We start from the raw sequence: 14,148 nt of genomic DNA, 5'->3' as shown, positions 1-14,148 counted from the left end.
CGCCATGCATGACCCCCGTCAGTGGTAATGCTGCGCTGCGTTCGGTCACACTCGGGAACTTGTCGTTCTTAGTCACCCCTTCCGAGGCCTGCATGTCCCTGTTCCGGCGCAAGTCCCTAGATTCCGTCACCGTCCACGAGGCCGGCAGGCGTCTGATCCCGACGCTCAGCTGGCCGCACCTGATCGCGCTGGGTATTGGCGCCATCGTCGGTACCGGCATCTACACACTGATCGGCGTCGGTGCCAACCTGGCCGGCCCGGCCGTGCTGATCTCCTTCGCCATCGCCGGTGCGGTCTGCGCCTGTGCGGCGCTGTCCTACGCCGAGCTGTCGACGATGATGCCGGCCGCCGGCAGTGCCTACACCTACAGCTACAGTGCGCTGGGCGAGGTGTTTGCCTGGGTGGTGGGCTGGAGTCTGATCCTGGAGTACTCGCTGGTGGTGAGTACGGTGGCGGTGGGCTGGTCCGGCTACTTCGTCGGCTTCCTCGAATGGGTCCACACCCAGTTCGGCTGGAACGTGCACCTGCCGGCCTGGCTGGCGGCCGGCCCGCACGTGGAAGGCGGCATGATCAACCTGCCGGCGATCATCATCACCTGGCTGGTGGCCGGCATGCTGATGGCCGGCACCAAGGAAAGCGCCACCCTCAACGCCATCCTGGTGGTGTTCAAGCTGATCGCGCTGGCTATCTTCGTGGCCGTGGCCCTGCCCGCCTTCGACAGCGCCAACCTGCAGCCGTTCATGCCGTATGGCTTCGCCAAGTCGATGGGCCCCGATGGCGTCGAGCACGGCGTGATGGCAGCGGCGGCGATCATCTTCTTCGCCTTCTACGGCTTCGATGCGATCTCCACCGCCGCCGAGGAAACCAAGAACCCGGGCCGCGACCTGTCGATCGGCATCATCGGTTCGATGATCGGCTGCACCATCGTCTACGTGCTGGTGGCGCTGGCCGCCGTGGGTGCGATGAGCTACGCCGTGTTTGGCCACAGCGCCGAGCCGCTGGCGCTGATCATGCGCCAGCTGGGCCATCCGACCGCGGCGATGGTGATCGGCGTGATCGCGATCATCGCCCTGCCGACCGTGCTGCTGGCCTTCCTGTACGGCCAGAGCCGCATCTTCTTCGTGATGAGCCGTGATGGCCTGCTGCCGCGTGGCCTGTCCAAGGTCAACGCGCGCACCGGCACGCCGGTGGCGACCACGCTGTTCACCGCAGTGGTGGTGTCGGCGCTGGCCGGTGTGGCGCGCCTGGACGAGATTGCCGCGCTGGCCAACGCCGGTACCCTGGCCGCGTTCACCGCCGTCGGCATCTGCCTGGTGGTGCTGCGCCTGCGCGAGCCGAACCGCGAGCGCACGTTCCGCACGCCGCTGGCCTTCGTGGTCGGCCCGCTGGCCGCACTGGGCTGCATCTACCTGTTCCTCAGCCTGCCGCACACCACCCAGCTGTATTTCCTGCTGTGGAACGTGGCCGGCCTGGTGCTGTACTTCCTGTACAGCCGTCGCCACGCGCTGATCGCGAAATAACCGGATCACCGGTAGTGCCGGCCGCTGGCCGGCACCTCTCATCCTGTTGATACGGGCAATGCCGGCCAGCGGCCGGCACTACCACAGGGCGGTCAACCGCCCTGCTTTGCCGCATAGTCCTGCGCCTGGCGCATCACCCGCAGCAGGTTGCCGCCCCAGATGCCGGCAATCTGCTGCTCGGTGTAACCCTTGCGCAGCAGCCACGCGGTGATCTTCGGCAGCTGGCTGACATCGGGCAGGTCGCTCAGGCCACCGCCGCCATCCCAGTCCAGGCCGATGCCCACGTGCTCGGGGCCGACCACCTTGAGGATGTGCTCGAAGTGGGCGAAGAAGTCGTCGAGGCTGGCATGGCGCACCGGGTGTTCGTGGTCCAGCGCCTGCTCGGCCTTCAGCAGGGCGACGCCCTGCTCGATGCCCATGCCTTCCCAGCCACCCAGCTGCTTGCTCAGCGCTTCCTCGGCCTGCTTGCGCTCGGGCGTCTTTGCGGTGTCGATCAGGTAGCCACCATAGGCGTTCACCTGGATCACGCCGCCGGCCTTGGCCAGCTTGCGCAGGCGCGCATCATCAAGATTGCGCGGGTGGTCGTAGACCGCCTTGGCTGAGCTGTGCGACAGCACGAACGGCACCGGCATCATTGCCAGCAGGTCATCGAACACCGCGTCGGACGCATGCGACTGGTCGATCACGATGCCCAGCTTCACCGCCTGCTGCACCAGGACCTTGCCGGCCGGGCTCAGGCCTTTCCATTCCGCTCCCTTGGGGTCGGTGGCCGAATCGGCGAACTCGTTGTTGGCGAAGTGCACGGTACTGAGCAGGCGCAGGCCGGCACGGTGGTAGAACGAGAGCAGGCTGGGGTCTTCCACCAGCGGGCTGGCGTTTTCCATGCTGATGTAGACCACGCGCTTGCCGGCGGCCTTGATCCGTGCCGCGTCATCGGCGGTCAATGCCAGCGCGAAACGCTCGGGATTGGCGGCCAGCATTTCGCGGATCTCCAGCAGCCGCTGCAGGCCATGGTCACGCTCGGCGAGGTGCGCGGCTGGGCTGCGGTCGCCCTGATCGGTGTAGATCGCCCAGAAGCCACCGTCCAGCGCGCCCTCGACCATGCGCGGGTAGTCCACTTGCGAGAGTGCGTTGCGGTCGTGGCGCTGCTCGATGTCGAAGCCGGTCCGGCCGAAATTGGCCGGCGTATCCAGGTGGCTGTCGAGCGTGACCAGGCGCTGCTGCAGCGCCTTGGCGCGGGCCAGTTCCTGTGCGCTGAACTCGATGGCATGAGCCGACAGCGGCGCACACAGCGCCAGGGCAAGCACGACGGACAGGTGGCGCAACGATGGCATGGGCTCTCACCGGCAATGGGAAGAGCCCGACCATAGCGCTGCAGCCAGCAGATTTGTAGAGTCGAGCTCACGCTCGGCTGCCAGGCACCGCGAGTCGAGCATGAATCGTATTCACGGCCCAGCGGCCAGCTTCCCGCGCATTGCGATGCGTTCGAAACAATGGCGCCCCCAGGATCAGGTGGCGCGGCTCGCCTCTACATCGTCCCGCGGTCAGTCGACCACGCGGCAGAACACGGCCTTCAGGTAACGCGATTCCTGCACGTGGGCCATGAACGGATGGTCCGGACCGGCGCCAGCGACCTTCAGGATCTGGATCGTGCGGCCGGAGAAATACGCCGCGCGGCGCAGCATGTCGAGGAACTGGTCCTCGGCCACCAGGCCGGTGCAGGAGAACGTGGCGAACAGGCCGCCCGGCTTGACCACGCCCAGCGCCAGCTTGTTCATGTCCAGGTATTTCTTCAGCGCGGTGATGACCTGGTCGCGGTCGCGGGTCATCTTCGCTGGATCCAGGATCACCACGTCGTACTGCTCGCCGCGGTTGGCGGCGTCGCGCAGCCACGGGAAGATGTCGGACTGGATGAACTTCGGGCGCACGTTGTTCAGGCGCGAATTGCCCTTGGCGATCTGGATGACGTCCTCATCGATGTCGATGCCGACCACTTCCGAAGCGCCACGCGCAGCGGCATACACGGCGAAACCGCCGGTATTGCAGCACAGGTCCAGCACGCTCTTGCCTTCCACCTGCTGGCTCAGCCACTCGCGGTTCTCGCGCTGGTCGGCGAAGAAGCCGGTCTTGTGCGCGCCGGCCGGGTCGGCGCGGAACTTGATGCCGTACTCGGTGATCACCGACGCCTCGGTGGTGGTGTTGCCGTGGAAGTCGAAGCTCTCCTGCTTCTGCACGTGTTCGTCGGCGAAGCTGTGGAAACGGCAGCCCGGGAACTGCTCGCGCAGGGCGTCGTAGATCCATTCGCGGTGGCGGAACATGCCGGCGGCGAAGAACTCGACCACCACCAGGTCGCCGTAGCGATCCACCACCAGGCCGGACAGGCCGTCGCCTTCGCTGTGCACCACGCGCCAGGCGTCGGAGACCGCGTCGAGCTTCAGCACCTCACGGCGCAGCGACACCGCCTGGGCGATCTTGCGCGAGAACCAGCCGGCATCGACCGGCACGTTCTGGTCGTTTTCGAGGATGCGCACGGCGATGCGCGAGTGCCCGTTGTAGAACCCGCGGCCAATGAACTCGCCATCGATGCCGACCACGTCGACGATGGAACCGGGCTTGGGCCGGACGGTCGGTTTCTCGACCAGTTTCTGGAAGATCCACGGGTGGCTGGAACGCCACGCATTCTTGAGGCGGACAATCGGAAGGGGGGTATTCATCCACCCATTGTAAACCGGGCGCCGGGGGTCGGATCCCCGCAGGGGCTCTGACCGCAGTGTGGCGACAATGGGGTCGGAGCCCCTTTGAGGATCCGACCCCTGGCCCCCCCATTTGACGGCGGCGGGGCCAGACGGCAGAATCGGCGCCAGAAGGGGAGTAGCTCCCAGACGTTGTCGCCGTCATTTCGAGCCCGCAGGCTCCGGTGCAACGGCAGTTCCAGCCGACTGGAACTGCGAGCGAGACCTTCGCCGTACTGGCGAAGCTCTGTCCCTGGATCCCCCTCCCGATCCTCCGTTGCAGATCCTCGCCGTCCGGCCTGGCATTCATCTTTCCAACGGACATTCCCAATGCAGACGATCGGTAACGTGTGGTTGTGGGGCGGCTTCGCAGCGGTGGTGGTCATCGCCCTGCTGGTCGACCTCGTGTTGATGCGCCATGGTGGACCGCACAAGGTCACCTTCAAGGAGGCCCTGTGGTGGTCCATCGGCTGGGTCGCGCTGGCCCTGCTGTTCAATGCGGGCCTCTGGTACTACCTGAATGAGACCGCCGGCCAGGTGGTGGCCAACAAGGTCGGCCTCGAGTTCCTGACCGGCTACCTGGTCGAGAAGGCGCTGGCGGTCGACAACATCTTTGTGTTCCTGATGATCATGAGCTACTTCGCGGTGCCGGAGGAGCAGCGCCAGAAGGTGCTGATCATCGGCATCCTGGGCGCGATCGTGCTGCGTACGATCATGATCTTCGCCGGCAGCGTGCTGATCAGCCAGTTCCATTGGCTGCTTTACGTGTTCGGTGCCTTCCTGCTGTTCACCGGCTGGAAGATGTGGTTCGCCGCCGGCCAGGAGCCGGACCTGGAGACCAATCCCGCCCTGCGCTGGATGCGCAAGCACCTGCGCCTGCTGCCGGACTATGCCGGCAACGCACTGAGCGTGAAGCGCGACGGCGTGCGCTGGTTCACCCCGCTGTTCGCGGTGCTGATCCTGATCGCGGTCACCGACGTGATCTTCGCCGTGGACAGCATCCCGGCGATTTTCGCGATCACCACCGACCCGTTCATCGTGCTCACCTCCAACGTATTCGCGGTACTGGGCCTGCGCGCGATGTTCTTCCTGCTGGCCGGCATGGCCGACCGCTTCCACCTGCTGCCGTATGGCCTGGCGCTGGTGCTGGGCTTCATCGGCATCAAGATGATGATCATCGACCTGTTCAAGATCCCGACCCCGGTGTCGCTGGGCGTGGTCGCGGTGATCATCGCCGCCACCGTGGTACTGAGCCTGAAGTACCCGCCGAAGGAAGGCTCCGGCCACACCTGATCATGGCCGGCCGGCGGGATTGTCCCGCCGGCCGCACCCACTCTCCCGTTGCGGTGGCCTTGGTTTCGCGCCAGTCACCGCCATTGCTGAGGTATGGACAACAACGCGCCCCTGCCCGCTGGCGACCTGCCGGCCCCCCGCAATGACCGCTCGCGCATCCTGCGGGCGTTCAATGTCAGCCTGGCCGCCGTGCTGGTGCTGGTGGCCGTGTTCGCCCTGCAGGGCACCTTCGACTGGCGGCCGTGGGCGGTCGCGCCGCTGGAAGCCAAGGGCCTGCTTGGCCTGATCGGCGGCCCGATGCTGCATGCCTCGGTCGAGCACATCGCCGCCAACAGCATCGCGATCCTGATCCTGGGCACGCTGGCCGGCAGCGTCTACCCGAAAGCCACCGTGCGCGCCCTGCCCCTGCTGTGGCTGGGCTCGGGCATCGGTGCGTGGATGCTGGGCAATCCGGGCAGCGTGCACCTGGGCGCCAGCGGCGTCACCCATGGCCTGATGTTCCTGCTGGCGAGCCTGGGCCTGCTGCGCCGCGACCGTGCAGCGATTGCCACCGGCCTGATCGGCATGCTGTTCTACGGCGGCATGCTGATGACCATCCTGCCGCACGCCGACGGCGTGTCCTGGCAGTCGCACATGGGCGGCGCCTTCGCCGGCATCATCGCCGCGCTGCTGTTCCGCAACGCCGACCCGCTGCCGCCGCGCCCGCGCTACAGCTGGGAAGACGAAGAAGACGAGGCCGAACCGCTGGCCGACGACGAGCTGGAACCGCCGTCACCGCAGCGCGTGCCGGTGCTGTGGCAGCCGCGCGAAGGTCAGGACTACGTGGTGATTCCATTCCGCCGGCCAGACGAGCCGCGCGGCTGAAAATGCCCCGGTAGTGCCGGCCGCTGGCCGGCACCCTCATGATCCGGTAGTGGCCGACCTTGGTCGGCGGTTGTTGTGTGCCAACCAAGGTTGGCATCTACCAGAGTCCGTCAGTTCGCCGCATTCCCCGCTGCGCCCATGCCATCCACCGCCTGTCGGCCCAGTGCCGGGTCATCGGTGAAGAACGCATCGATGCCGGTGGCCAGATAGGCACGCATCTCGGCAATCGAACCCTCGGCATTGCGCGCATTGTCGGCGCCCTTGCGCAGGTTGCTGGCCTGGAAGTGGTTCTCCGGACGGAAGGTGTACGGAATCACCATCAGGCCCACCGCATGTGCGTCCTGTACCAGCGTGGTCGGAGTGCTCAGCGCGCCCTTGGCGTCCAGCGGAATGATCGAGCGCAGTTCCGGGCCGATGCTGTCGGCGTAGCTGGCGATGTCCTTCAGTCCTGCCGGCGTCATCATCTGGGCGTAGGTCAGCTTGCCACCGGCCTTGGCGATGTCGGCCGGCTGGGTGTCGCCCTTCCACAGCAGTTGCAGCAGGCGGATGTTGCTGCCACGCGGGATCTTGCCGCGCAGGTAGCGCAGGTTGGCGGTCTCGAACGACTGGATGGTGACCGGGCCGACGTTGGTATAGGCATTGCCACGCAGCGCGGTCAGGAGCTTGTCTTCCATCGGCAGGCCGATCGACTGGAAGTAGGTCGGGTGCTTGATCTCCGGTACCAGGCCGATGCCACGGTTGGCACGCCCGGCCTGCTGGACAAGGAATGCGAGGATCTCGTCCAGGCTGGCGATGCGGAACTGGCCGTCATAGGCGGTGCTGCGCAGTTCCGGCAGGCGCTCGCGCGCGTACAGGGTCTTCAGCTCGGCCAGGGTGAAGTCTTCGGTGAACCAGCCGTCCACCTTCTGCCCGTCGATGACCTTGCTGGTGCGGCGGCTGGCGAATTCGGGATGCGAGGCCACATCAGTGGTGCCGCTGATCTCGTTCTCGTGGCGGGCCACCATCACCCCGTCCCTGGTCATCACCAGGTCCGGCTCGATGTAGTCGGCGCCATCGGCGATCGCCTGCGCATAGGCGGCCAGGGTGTGCTCGGGCAGCAACGCGCTCGCCCCGCGATGACCATAGACCGACACCTTGTGCGCGGCCGGGGTGGAGGATTCAGCACTCATGGCCACCGATGGTGCCACGGCCAGCGACAACAGCAACGCACAACCCCACGACTTCACTGCGACTTCCCCAAGCGGTATGTGATGGGCGTCAGTATGCGGCGGCAATGTGACAGGTGGGGGACCTGGGGTCGGATCCCCGGAGGGGATCCGACCCCGTAGCGATCCCGGGGAGCTCGTTCGGCTGGGTTGCCGGCCAGCGGCCGGCACTACCAAGGCTTACTTGCCGATGCAGAAACTGGAGAAGATCCTCCCCAGCAGATCATCGGCACTCATCTGCCCAGTGATCTCACCCAGCGCGTCATGCGCCAGCCGCAGTTCCTCGGCGGCCAGCTCCAGGTGCTCGTGCGCCAGCTCGCCATCGGCGCGCTGCGCATGTTCCTGCGCACGTTCGATTGCATCCACATGGCGCGTGCGCGCGGAGAACTCGCCATCCACCTGCTCCCCTGCCCCGGCCGAAGCGATCGAACGCAGACGCGCGTGCAGATCGTCGAGCCCGGCGCCGGTGGCGGCCGAAACGAACACGCGGTCCGGATCGTCCAGCGACGGCAACGCCTCCAGCAGGTCCGACTTGTTGTGGATGTAGACCTTGTGCGGCACCGCCGCCACGGCCTCGCCCAGCGCCGCTTCGCCAGCCGCCGGATCGCGCGCATCCAGCACGATCAGCGCCAGATCGGTGCGCTCGATTTCCACGTGGGCGCGGCGCATGCCTTCGCGTTCGATGGCATCACCACCGTCGCGCAGGCCGGCGGTGTCGACCAGGGTCAGCTCCAGGCCGTCCAGGCGGATGGTCTCGCGCAGGGTGTCGCGGGTGGTACCGGCGATGTCGGTGACGATGGCGCGTTCGCTGCCGGCCAGCGCGTTGAGCAGTGAACTCTTGCCGGCGTTCGGCGGACCGATCAGCACCGCGTGCAGGCCATCGCGCAGGCGACGGCCGCGTTCGGCATCGCGGCGCAGCAGGGCCAGATCGCTGCGCGCCTGTTCCAGCCCACGCCGCACCTGCGCGCCACCGAGCGTATCCAGCGGTTCGTCGGCAAAATCGATGGCCGCTTCCACGTGGATGCGCAGCAGCACCAGCTGCTCGACCACGGCGTCGATGCGGCGCGAGAACACGCCATCCAGCGAGCGACGTGCCGCGCGCGCGGCGCGGTTGTCGCCCGCGGCGATCAGGTCGGCGATGGCCTCGGCCTGGGCCAGGTCGAGCTTGCCGTTGAGGAATGCCCGTTCACTGAACTCACCCGGCCGCGCCTGGCGCGCGCCGAGCGCGATGCAGCGCGCGACCAGCTGCTGCAGCAGCACCGGGCTGCCGTGGCCCTGCAGTTCCACCACTTCCTCGCCGGTGAAGCTGTTCGGTGCCGGGAACCACAGCACGATGCCATCGTCGATGACCTCGCCTTCGGCATCACGCAGGCGCGCGTAGTGCGCGTGGCGCGGACGCAGTGCAGGTGCACCCAGTGCATTGGCGATGGCCGCAGCACGCGGGCCGGACAGGCGCAGCAGGCCGACACCGCCGGCGCCAGGGGCGCTGGCGATGGCGACGATGGTGTCGGTGCGGATCGCGTCGTTCATGGCTCAGAGCTTCTCCAGCTGTGCGCGCGCCTGGGCCGCGCCACTGCCCTGCGGCTGCAACGCCAGGTAGGTGGTGTAGGCCTGCTTGGCCTTGGCCTTGTCGCCGGCGTTGAAGTAGGCATCACCCAGGTTGAGATAGGCCACTGCACGCGAGGGGTCGATCTTCAGCGTGTTCTCCAGCCAGCGCGCAGCTTCGGCATAGCGCTGCTGGCGGTAGTAGACGAAGCCGAGGTTGTTGGCGGCCTGGGCGAAGTCCGGACGCAGCTTCAGTGCCTCGGTGAACTGCGCCACCGCCTCGTCGTACTGCTTCTCGCGGTACAGCTGCAGGCCGCGGTCATTGGCCTGCTGCGCGCGCTGGCGATCCGACGCCGGGCCCGCAGTGGGCACCACCAGCTCGGCCTTGCCGCCCTGCAGGTCGGCCACCGTCACCGGCGCCTGGCTGCCCTTGGCTTCGCTGGCGGCTTCAACCTTGTTGTTCAGTGCGATCGCATCGGCGGTCAACTGGCGCGTATCGGCATTGAGGAACTCCTGGCTGTCCGGCACCTGGAACACGAACTCGCCGCCCTGCGAACCGGGCAGGCTGCCGAAGGCCGGGGTCTGGTGTGAAACGGCTGAGACGGCCGGCGCAACGTAGGCGGCCAGTTCGGTACCGGTGATCAGCCCATCGCCGTTGAGGTCGCCCTTGCCGGCCAATGCCTGCAGCAGCACCCAGGTGAACACCGAGTGGCCGTTCGGACCGGCGTCGGCCACCTGCTGGTCGGCACCGCCGGCGGTCAGCATCTGCCGCGCGCTGCGCCGCGCGTTCTCGCGCAGGAACGACGACGACGATGGACCGCCACGGGTCAGGCCCAGGCCGCTGTAGCAGGCATCCATCACGAACATCACGTGCTTGGCCTGCATGCTCTCGGCGATGTTCTGGATGTCGGTCATCGCGATGGCGTCGGTAGCGAATTCCTTCGGGTCCGAATCGACCGGGATGATGTAGCCGAGGTCGCGCCCGGAGGCGAGCTGGCGGGTCGCGCCATGGCCGGCGAAGAACACGAACACGCGATCGTTCTTGCCAGTGCGGTCATCGGCCAGACGGTCGTGGAAGGCAGCCAGGATGTTGTTGCGCGTGGCTTGCTCGTTCTTCAGCACGATCACCTGCGAGGACGGGAAGCCGAACTGCCCGGTCAGGGTATCGGCCACCGCCTGCGCATCGTGGCTGGCGTACTCCAGCTTCGGCCACTTGGCGTAGTTGTCGATGCCGACCACGATCGCCCAGGACTTCTCGTAGCCGGTGGTGACGGTGGCATCGTTGGTCGCGCCCTTGCGCGCACGGGCGACCGTGAAGTCGCGGCCGTTCCAGCCAGCGAACTGGTAGCCATCGGCGATCAGCCGGTCGAGGATCTGCGGCAGCGCCTTCACCGCACGATCGTGAATGTCGTGGAACAGGATGATGCCGCGCTGTTCCTTGTTCACCTGGTCGAGTACGCGCTGCACGATCGACTCCGGCACCGGGTCGGCCCAGTCCATCGAGTCGATGTTCCACATGATCGACTTCAGCCCGGCTTCGTTGAGCAGCTGCAGGCCTTCGGCATTGCGTGCGCCATAGGGGAAGCGGAACAGCGGCGCGCGCTTGCTGTCGACATCCTTCAGCAGCGTGTCGGTGTCCAGCACCTGCTGGCGCAGCGCGTCACCGGTGGTGCGCGACAGCTGGGCGTGGGTCAGGCTGTGATTGCCGACCGCATAGCCCTCTTCCATCAGGTTGCGGCTGATCTTCGCCATCGGGCCGAGGCTGACCTTGCCGTCGGCCTCGACCTTGCCGAGGTTGCGGCCCACTTCGAAGAACACGCCCGGCACATCGTAGCGCTTGAGGATGGCCACCACTTCATCGGTGTAGGCCTTGTGCGGGCCATCGTCGAAGGTGAGCACAACGGTCTTGGCCGGCAGGTCGCGGCCGAAGATCTCGCGGTCGCTGTCCTTCATCGACATCGGGTACGGCTCGATCACGCCATAGTCGCGCAGGATCGCTTCGCGGCTGTAGTCCTTGTGCAGGTGGGCGATGTAGTCGTCCCACTTCTCACGCTTCAGTTCGATGGCGCGGGTGCGCTCGAAACGGCTGAAGATGCGGGTCAGTTCCTGGTTGTAGTTGCGCTCGATCTCATCAAGCGCCTCCAGGTCCTCACCGATGCGCTGGTGCAGCTTCACCGCCGGCAGCGACGAATCGGTGCCGACCCGTTCATGCAGGTCACGCAGCACTTCGCGGAAGGCCAGGCGGTCGGCGTCGAACAGTTCCGGCGCCGACTCGATGTAGTCCAGCACGGTGCCGAGGGTGGCGAAGCGCTGCGGACTGGAGCCGCGCAGCAGCGTGTCGAACTGCGCGGCGATGGCCGTGCGCTGTTCCAGGCCATCGTGGAACAGCTGCTGGCCCACGCGCGTGGAGGTACCGCGGTCGGCAGCCGACTGCTGTTCCTCGTCGGCCAGCAGCACGGTGATGCGGCGGTAGCCGTCGAGCTGCTTCTGCAGTGCGGCCAGCAACGGTGCAGCGGCGGGATCGGCGGCGGCCGCGGCCTGCGCGCTGGGCTGGGTGACCGTGGTCGCCGGCGCCTTCGCGTCCTTGTCGCCACAGCCGGCAACGACCAGGGTCAACAACAGCGACGGCAGGAACAGGCGGAACGACGACGCACGCTGCATGGTGGACTCGAAGGTGGGAGGAACGGTGTGCCGGCGATTCTAACGCCGCATGCGAAAAGCCCGCCTTGCGGCGGGCTTTTGCTGGGGTCAGCCGGCCAGCGGCCGGCTCTACCGATTACTTCTTTTTGAGCGGGGCCGGCGCGGTGGTGGCCGGGACCGGCTCGCCGCCATGGCGCTTGGTCATCCACCACTGCTGCAGCAGGCCCAGGCCGCCGTTGACCACCCAGTACAGGACCAGGCCGGACGGCATGAAGGCCATCATGACGCCGAACACCAGCGGCATGAACTGCATCATCTTCTGCTGCATCGGGTCCATGCCCGGTGCCGGGGTCAGCTTCTGGGTGAACCACATCACTGCCACGTTGATGACCGGCAGGATGAAGTACGGGTCGCGTGCGGTCAGGTCCTGGATCCAGCCGAACCAGGGCGCCTGGCGCAGTTCGACCGATTCCACCAGCACCCAGTACAGAGCGAAGAAGATCGGCATCTGGATGAGGATCGGCAGGCAGCCCCCCATCGGATTGATCTTTTCCTTCTTGTACAGCTCCATCATCGCGGTCTGGAACTTCTGGCGGTCATCGCCATAGCGTTCCTTCAGCTGCGCGATGCGCGGCTGGAAACGACGCATCTTGGCGCCGCTCTTGTACTGGGTTGCCGACAGCGGGTACAGCACCAGCTTCAGCAGCACCACCAGGCCGACGATCGCCCAGCCCCAGTTGCCGACCAGCTTGTGCACCTGGTTCAGCACCCAGAACAGGCCCTGGCCGATCACCGCCATCATCGAGAAGCGGCTGTAGTCGACCACGCGGTCCAGGCCCGGCACGTCTTCCTTGGCGATCAGGTTGACCAGCTTCGGGCCGACCCACAGGCGGGCTTCGGTGCTGGTGGACTGGCCCGGGGCCACGGTGAAGGCCGGGCCACGCGCTTCGATCAGGTCACGACCAGCCACCTGCGACAGCACGTAGTGTGCGGTCTGGTCCTTCTGCGGGATCCAGGCGGTGAAGAAGTGGTGCTGCAGCATCGCCAGCCAGCCGCCGGTGATGTTCTGGTTCAGCGTGCCGTCTTCCAGGTAGTCCTTGAACGCACGACGCTGGTACTTCTTGTCGTTGTCGTACCAGGTGGCACCGTTGAAGCTGAAGGAATCGGGGTTGGTCATGCTCCGCGACAGGATGGTCGGGGTGCGGTCCAGGGTGCGGTAGACGTAGCCGTTCCACGGCGCGGCGCCAGCGTTGCTGACTTCGTCCTTGAAGCGCACGGCGTACTCGTTGCGCGAGACGGTCAGGGTGCGCTTGATGGTCACGCCGTTGTCGGCGGTCCACACGAACGGGATCTGCAGCTCGTTCTGGCCCTTGGCCAGCACGAAGTCCTTGGTGTCACCCACCAGCTTGAAGCCGTCGGCGCCGGGGACCGGGGTGTTCCTGTCTTCGCTGGCCCAGCCACTGATCGCGCTGTACGGGTGCGCGGGGTCTTCGGTCAGCAGGCGGACCGGCGGGCTGCCTTCGTCCTTGGTCTGCGGGAACTGCAGCAGCTCGGCGTCGAGCACGCGGCCGCCGTCGAGCACCAGGCGCAGCACGTCGGTGGTGACGGTCACGCGCTGGCTGGCCGGGGTAGCGCTGGCCTGGGCCTGTGCGGCGGCCTGGCCGGGGGCGCCCGGCACCTGGGCGCTGGGGATGGCGCCGGGGTTCGCGCCCGGAACACTCTGTGCGGCGGCCGGGGCCGACGTGGTGGTTGGTGCCGGGGTCGGAGCAGCCTTTTCACGGCTCCACTCCATCCACAGCAGCACGGCCACCATCAGCCAGGCAAAAATGAGGAATACGCGGGTCTGGTTCATCAGCGGACAGGCTCGGCGGGGCCGGGACGCGATGCCGGCTCGGTCAAAGAAGGAGTTGCGATGCCATCAGGCGGCGGCATTGTGCCGTCCACGCCCGGCGTGGGCAATGCACGCAGGCGACGCAGCAGGCGCAGGAAGGCCTGGCGGATCTCGTCGTTGCTGGCGGAACGCGCAGCACTACGAGCCACGACGACAAAGTCGCCTGGCTGGATGTCGGTACGTGTCTGACGCAGGATGTCGCGCAGGACGCGCTTGATCCGGTTACGCCCGACGGCGTTCGGATCAACCTTGCGGGAAACCGCCAGACCCAGCCTGGCCGGCCGGTCAGCCGGCAGCCAGTGCAGGGTCATCAGCGGATCGGACACACGGCGGGCGCCGTTGAAGACCGTTGAGTATTCGGCACGCGTGCGAACCCGCGCAGAGCGAGGGAATCGCTTGCGCGGGTCTGCAGTATTCACTGTCGAAGGGATTGCGTCTGCCGCGGGGTGCGGCATGGC

At 66.7% G+C, this 14,148-nt stretch carries 10 protein-coding genes; 3 read left to right on the top strand and 7 right to left on the bottom strand.

Annotation, left to right across the window (positions count from 1 at the left end; all coding sequences use genetic code 11):
- The first annotated feature begins 92 nt into the window (after window positions 1–92).
- The gene (locus tag AC5P5R_RS17255; protein WP_005411719.1) at window positions 93–1,520 is read left to right on the top strand and encodes an amino acid permease; all 1,428 of its coding nucleotides are present in this window, start codon (window positions 93–95) and stop codon (window positions 1,518–1,520) included.
- Between the two features lie 92 nt (window positions 1,521–1,612).
- On the opposite strand, the gene AC5P5R_RS17250 is transcribed toward AC5P5R_RS17255, so the two are convergent.
- Together AC5P5R_RS17250 and AC5P5R_RS17245 are read right to left on the bottom strand one after the other, a co-directional pair.
- Window positions 1,613–2,854 carry a dipeptidase gene (locus AC5P5R_RS17250; RefSeq protein WP_099529642.1) on the bottom strand — a complete coding sequence of 414 codons (1,242 nt, stop codon included), beginning with the start codon at window positions 2,852–2,854 and terminating at the stop codon, window positions 1,613–1,615.
- A 210-nt stretch (window positions 2,855–3,064) separates the two neighbouring features.
- Window positions 3,065–4,234: a class I SAM-dependent rRNA methyltransferase gene (locus AC5P5R_RS17245; RefSeq protein ID WP_005414966.1), complete on the bottom strand. Its 1,170-nt coding sequence runs from the start codon at window positions 4,232–4,234 to the stop codon at window positions 3,065–3,067.
- A gap of 348 nt (window positions 4,235–4,582) precedes the next feature.
- Between AC5P5R_RS17245 and AC5P5R_RS17240 the strand changes: the two genes are divergently transcribed.
- Together AC5P5R_RS17240 and AC5P5R_RS17235 are read left to right on the top strand one after the other, a co-directional pair.
- Entirely contained in the window at window positions 4,583–5,545 is a 963-nt protein-coding gene (locus tag AC5P5R_RS17240) for a TerC family protein (RefSeq protein WP_062606442.1), read from the top strand.
- Window positions 5,546–5,638: 93 nt separating this feature from the next.
- Window positions 5,639–6,409, top strand: coding sequence for a rhomboid family intramembrane serine protease (locus AC5P5R_RS17235; protein ID WP_012481682.1), 771 nt, complete (start codon window positions 5,639–5,641; stop codon window positions 6,407–6,409).
- 110 nt (window positions 6,410–6,519) lie between these two features.
- Here the strand turns inward: AC5P5R_RS17235 and AC5P5R_RS17230 are convergent, their stop codons facing one another.
- The 5 genes from AC5P5R_RS17230 to rnpA form a co-directional block, all read right to left on the bottom strand.
- Window positions 6,520–7,635 (bottom strand): glycerophosphodiester phosphodiesterase, encoded by a 1,116-nt coding sequence (locus tag AC5P5R_RS17230; protein WP_005411724.1) that lies wholly within the window; start codon window positions 7,633–7,635, stop codon window positions 6,520–6,522.
- A 159-nt stretch (window positions 7,636–7,794) separates the two neighbouring features.
- Window positions 7,795–9,144: a tRNA uridine-5-carboxymethylaminomethyl(34) synthesis GTPase MnmE gene (gene mnmE / locus AC5P5R_RS17225; protein WP_005411725.1), complete on the bottom strand. Its 1,350-nt coding sequence runs from the start codon at window positions 9,142–9,144 to the stop codon at window positions 7,795–7,797.
- Between the two features lie 3 nt (window positions 9,145–9,147).
- Complete coding sequence (locus tag AC5P5R_RS17220) at window positions 9,148–11,820, bottom strand: polysaccharide deacetylase family protein (RefSeq protein ID WP_100438161.1); 2,673 nt, start codon at window positions 11,818–11,820, stop codon at window positions 9,148–9,150.
- Window positions 11,821–11,935: 115 nt separating this feature from the next.
- Window positions 11,936–13,651 carry a membrane protein insertase YidC gene (gene yidC / locus AC5P5R_RS17215; protein ID WP_043035314.1) on the bottom strand — a complete coding sequence of 572 codons (1,716 nt, stop codon included), beginning with the start codon at window positions 13,649–13,651 and terminating at the stop codon, window positions 11,936–11,938.
- Entirely contained in the window at window positions 13,651–14,145 is a 495-nt protein-coding gene (gene rnpA, locus AC5P5R_RS17210) for a ribonuclease P protein component (RefSeq protein ID WP_005411728.1), read from the bottom strand. The genes yidC and rnpA overlap by 1 nt, the downstream gene beginning before the upstream one ends.
- Between the last annotated feature and the right edge of the window lie 3 nt (window positions 14,146–14,148).

Source organism: Stenotrophomonas sp. YJH_SMC_19 (assembly GCF_059367915.1).
The sequence above is the reverse complement of the archived record's forward strand: the minus strand, read 5'-3'. Positions and strand labels throughout refer to the sequence as shown.

Coding starts and splice junctions, on each gene's coding strand:
- mnmE (WP_005411725.1), bottom strand. CDS start 9,144: ATGAACGACGCGATCCGCACCGACACCATCGTCGCCATCGCCAGCGCC.
- yidC (WP_043035314.1), bottom strand. CDS start 13,651: ATGAACCAGACCCGCGTATTCCTCATTTTTGCCTGGCTGATGGTGGCC.
- AC5P5R_RS17255 (WP_005411719.1), top strand. CDS start 93: ATGTCCCTGTTCCGGCGCAAGTCCCTAGATTCCGTCACCGTCCACGAG.
- AC5P5R_RS17250 (WP_099529642.1), bottom strand. CDS start 2,854: ATGCCATCGTTGCGCCACCTGTCCGTCGTGCTTGCCCTGGCGCTGTGT.
- AC5P5R_RS17220 (WP_100438161.1), bottom strand. CDS start 11,820: ATGCAGCGTGCGTCGTCGTTCCGCCTGTTCCTGCCGTCGCTGTTGTTG.
- rnpA (WP_005411728.1), bottom strand. CDS start 14,145: ATGCCGCACCCCGCGGCAGACGCAATCCCTTCGACAGTGAATACTGCA.
- AC5P5R_RS17235 (WP_012481682.1), top strand. CDS start 5,639: ATGGACAACAACGCGCCCCTGCCCGCTGGCGACCTGCCGGCCCCCCGC.
- AC5P5R_RS17240 (WP_062606442.1), top strand. CDS start 4,583: ATGCAGACGATCGGTAACGTGTGGTTGTGGGGCGGCTTCGCAGCGGTG.
- AC5P5R_RS17245 (WP_005414966.1), bottom strand. CDS start 4,234: ATGAATACCCCCCTTCCGATTGTCCGCCTCAAGAATGCGTGGCGTTCC.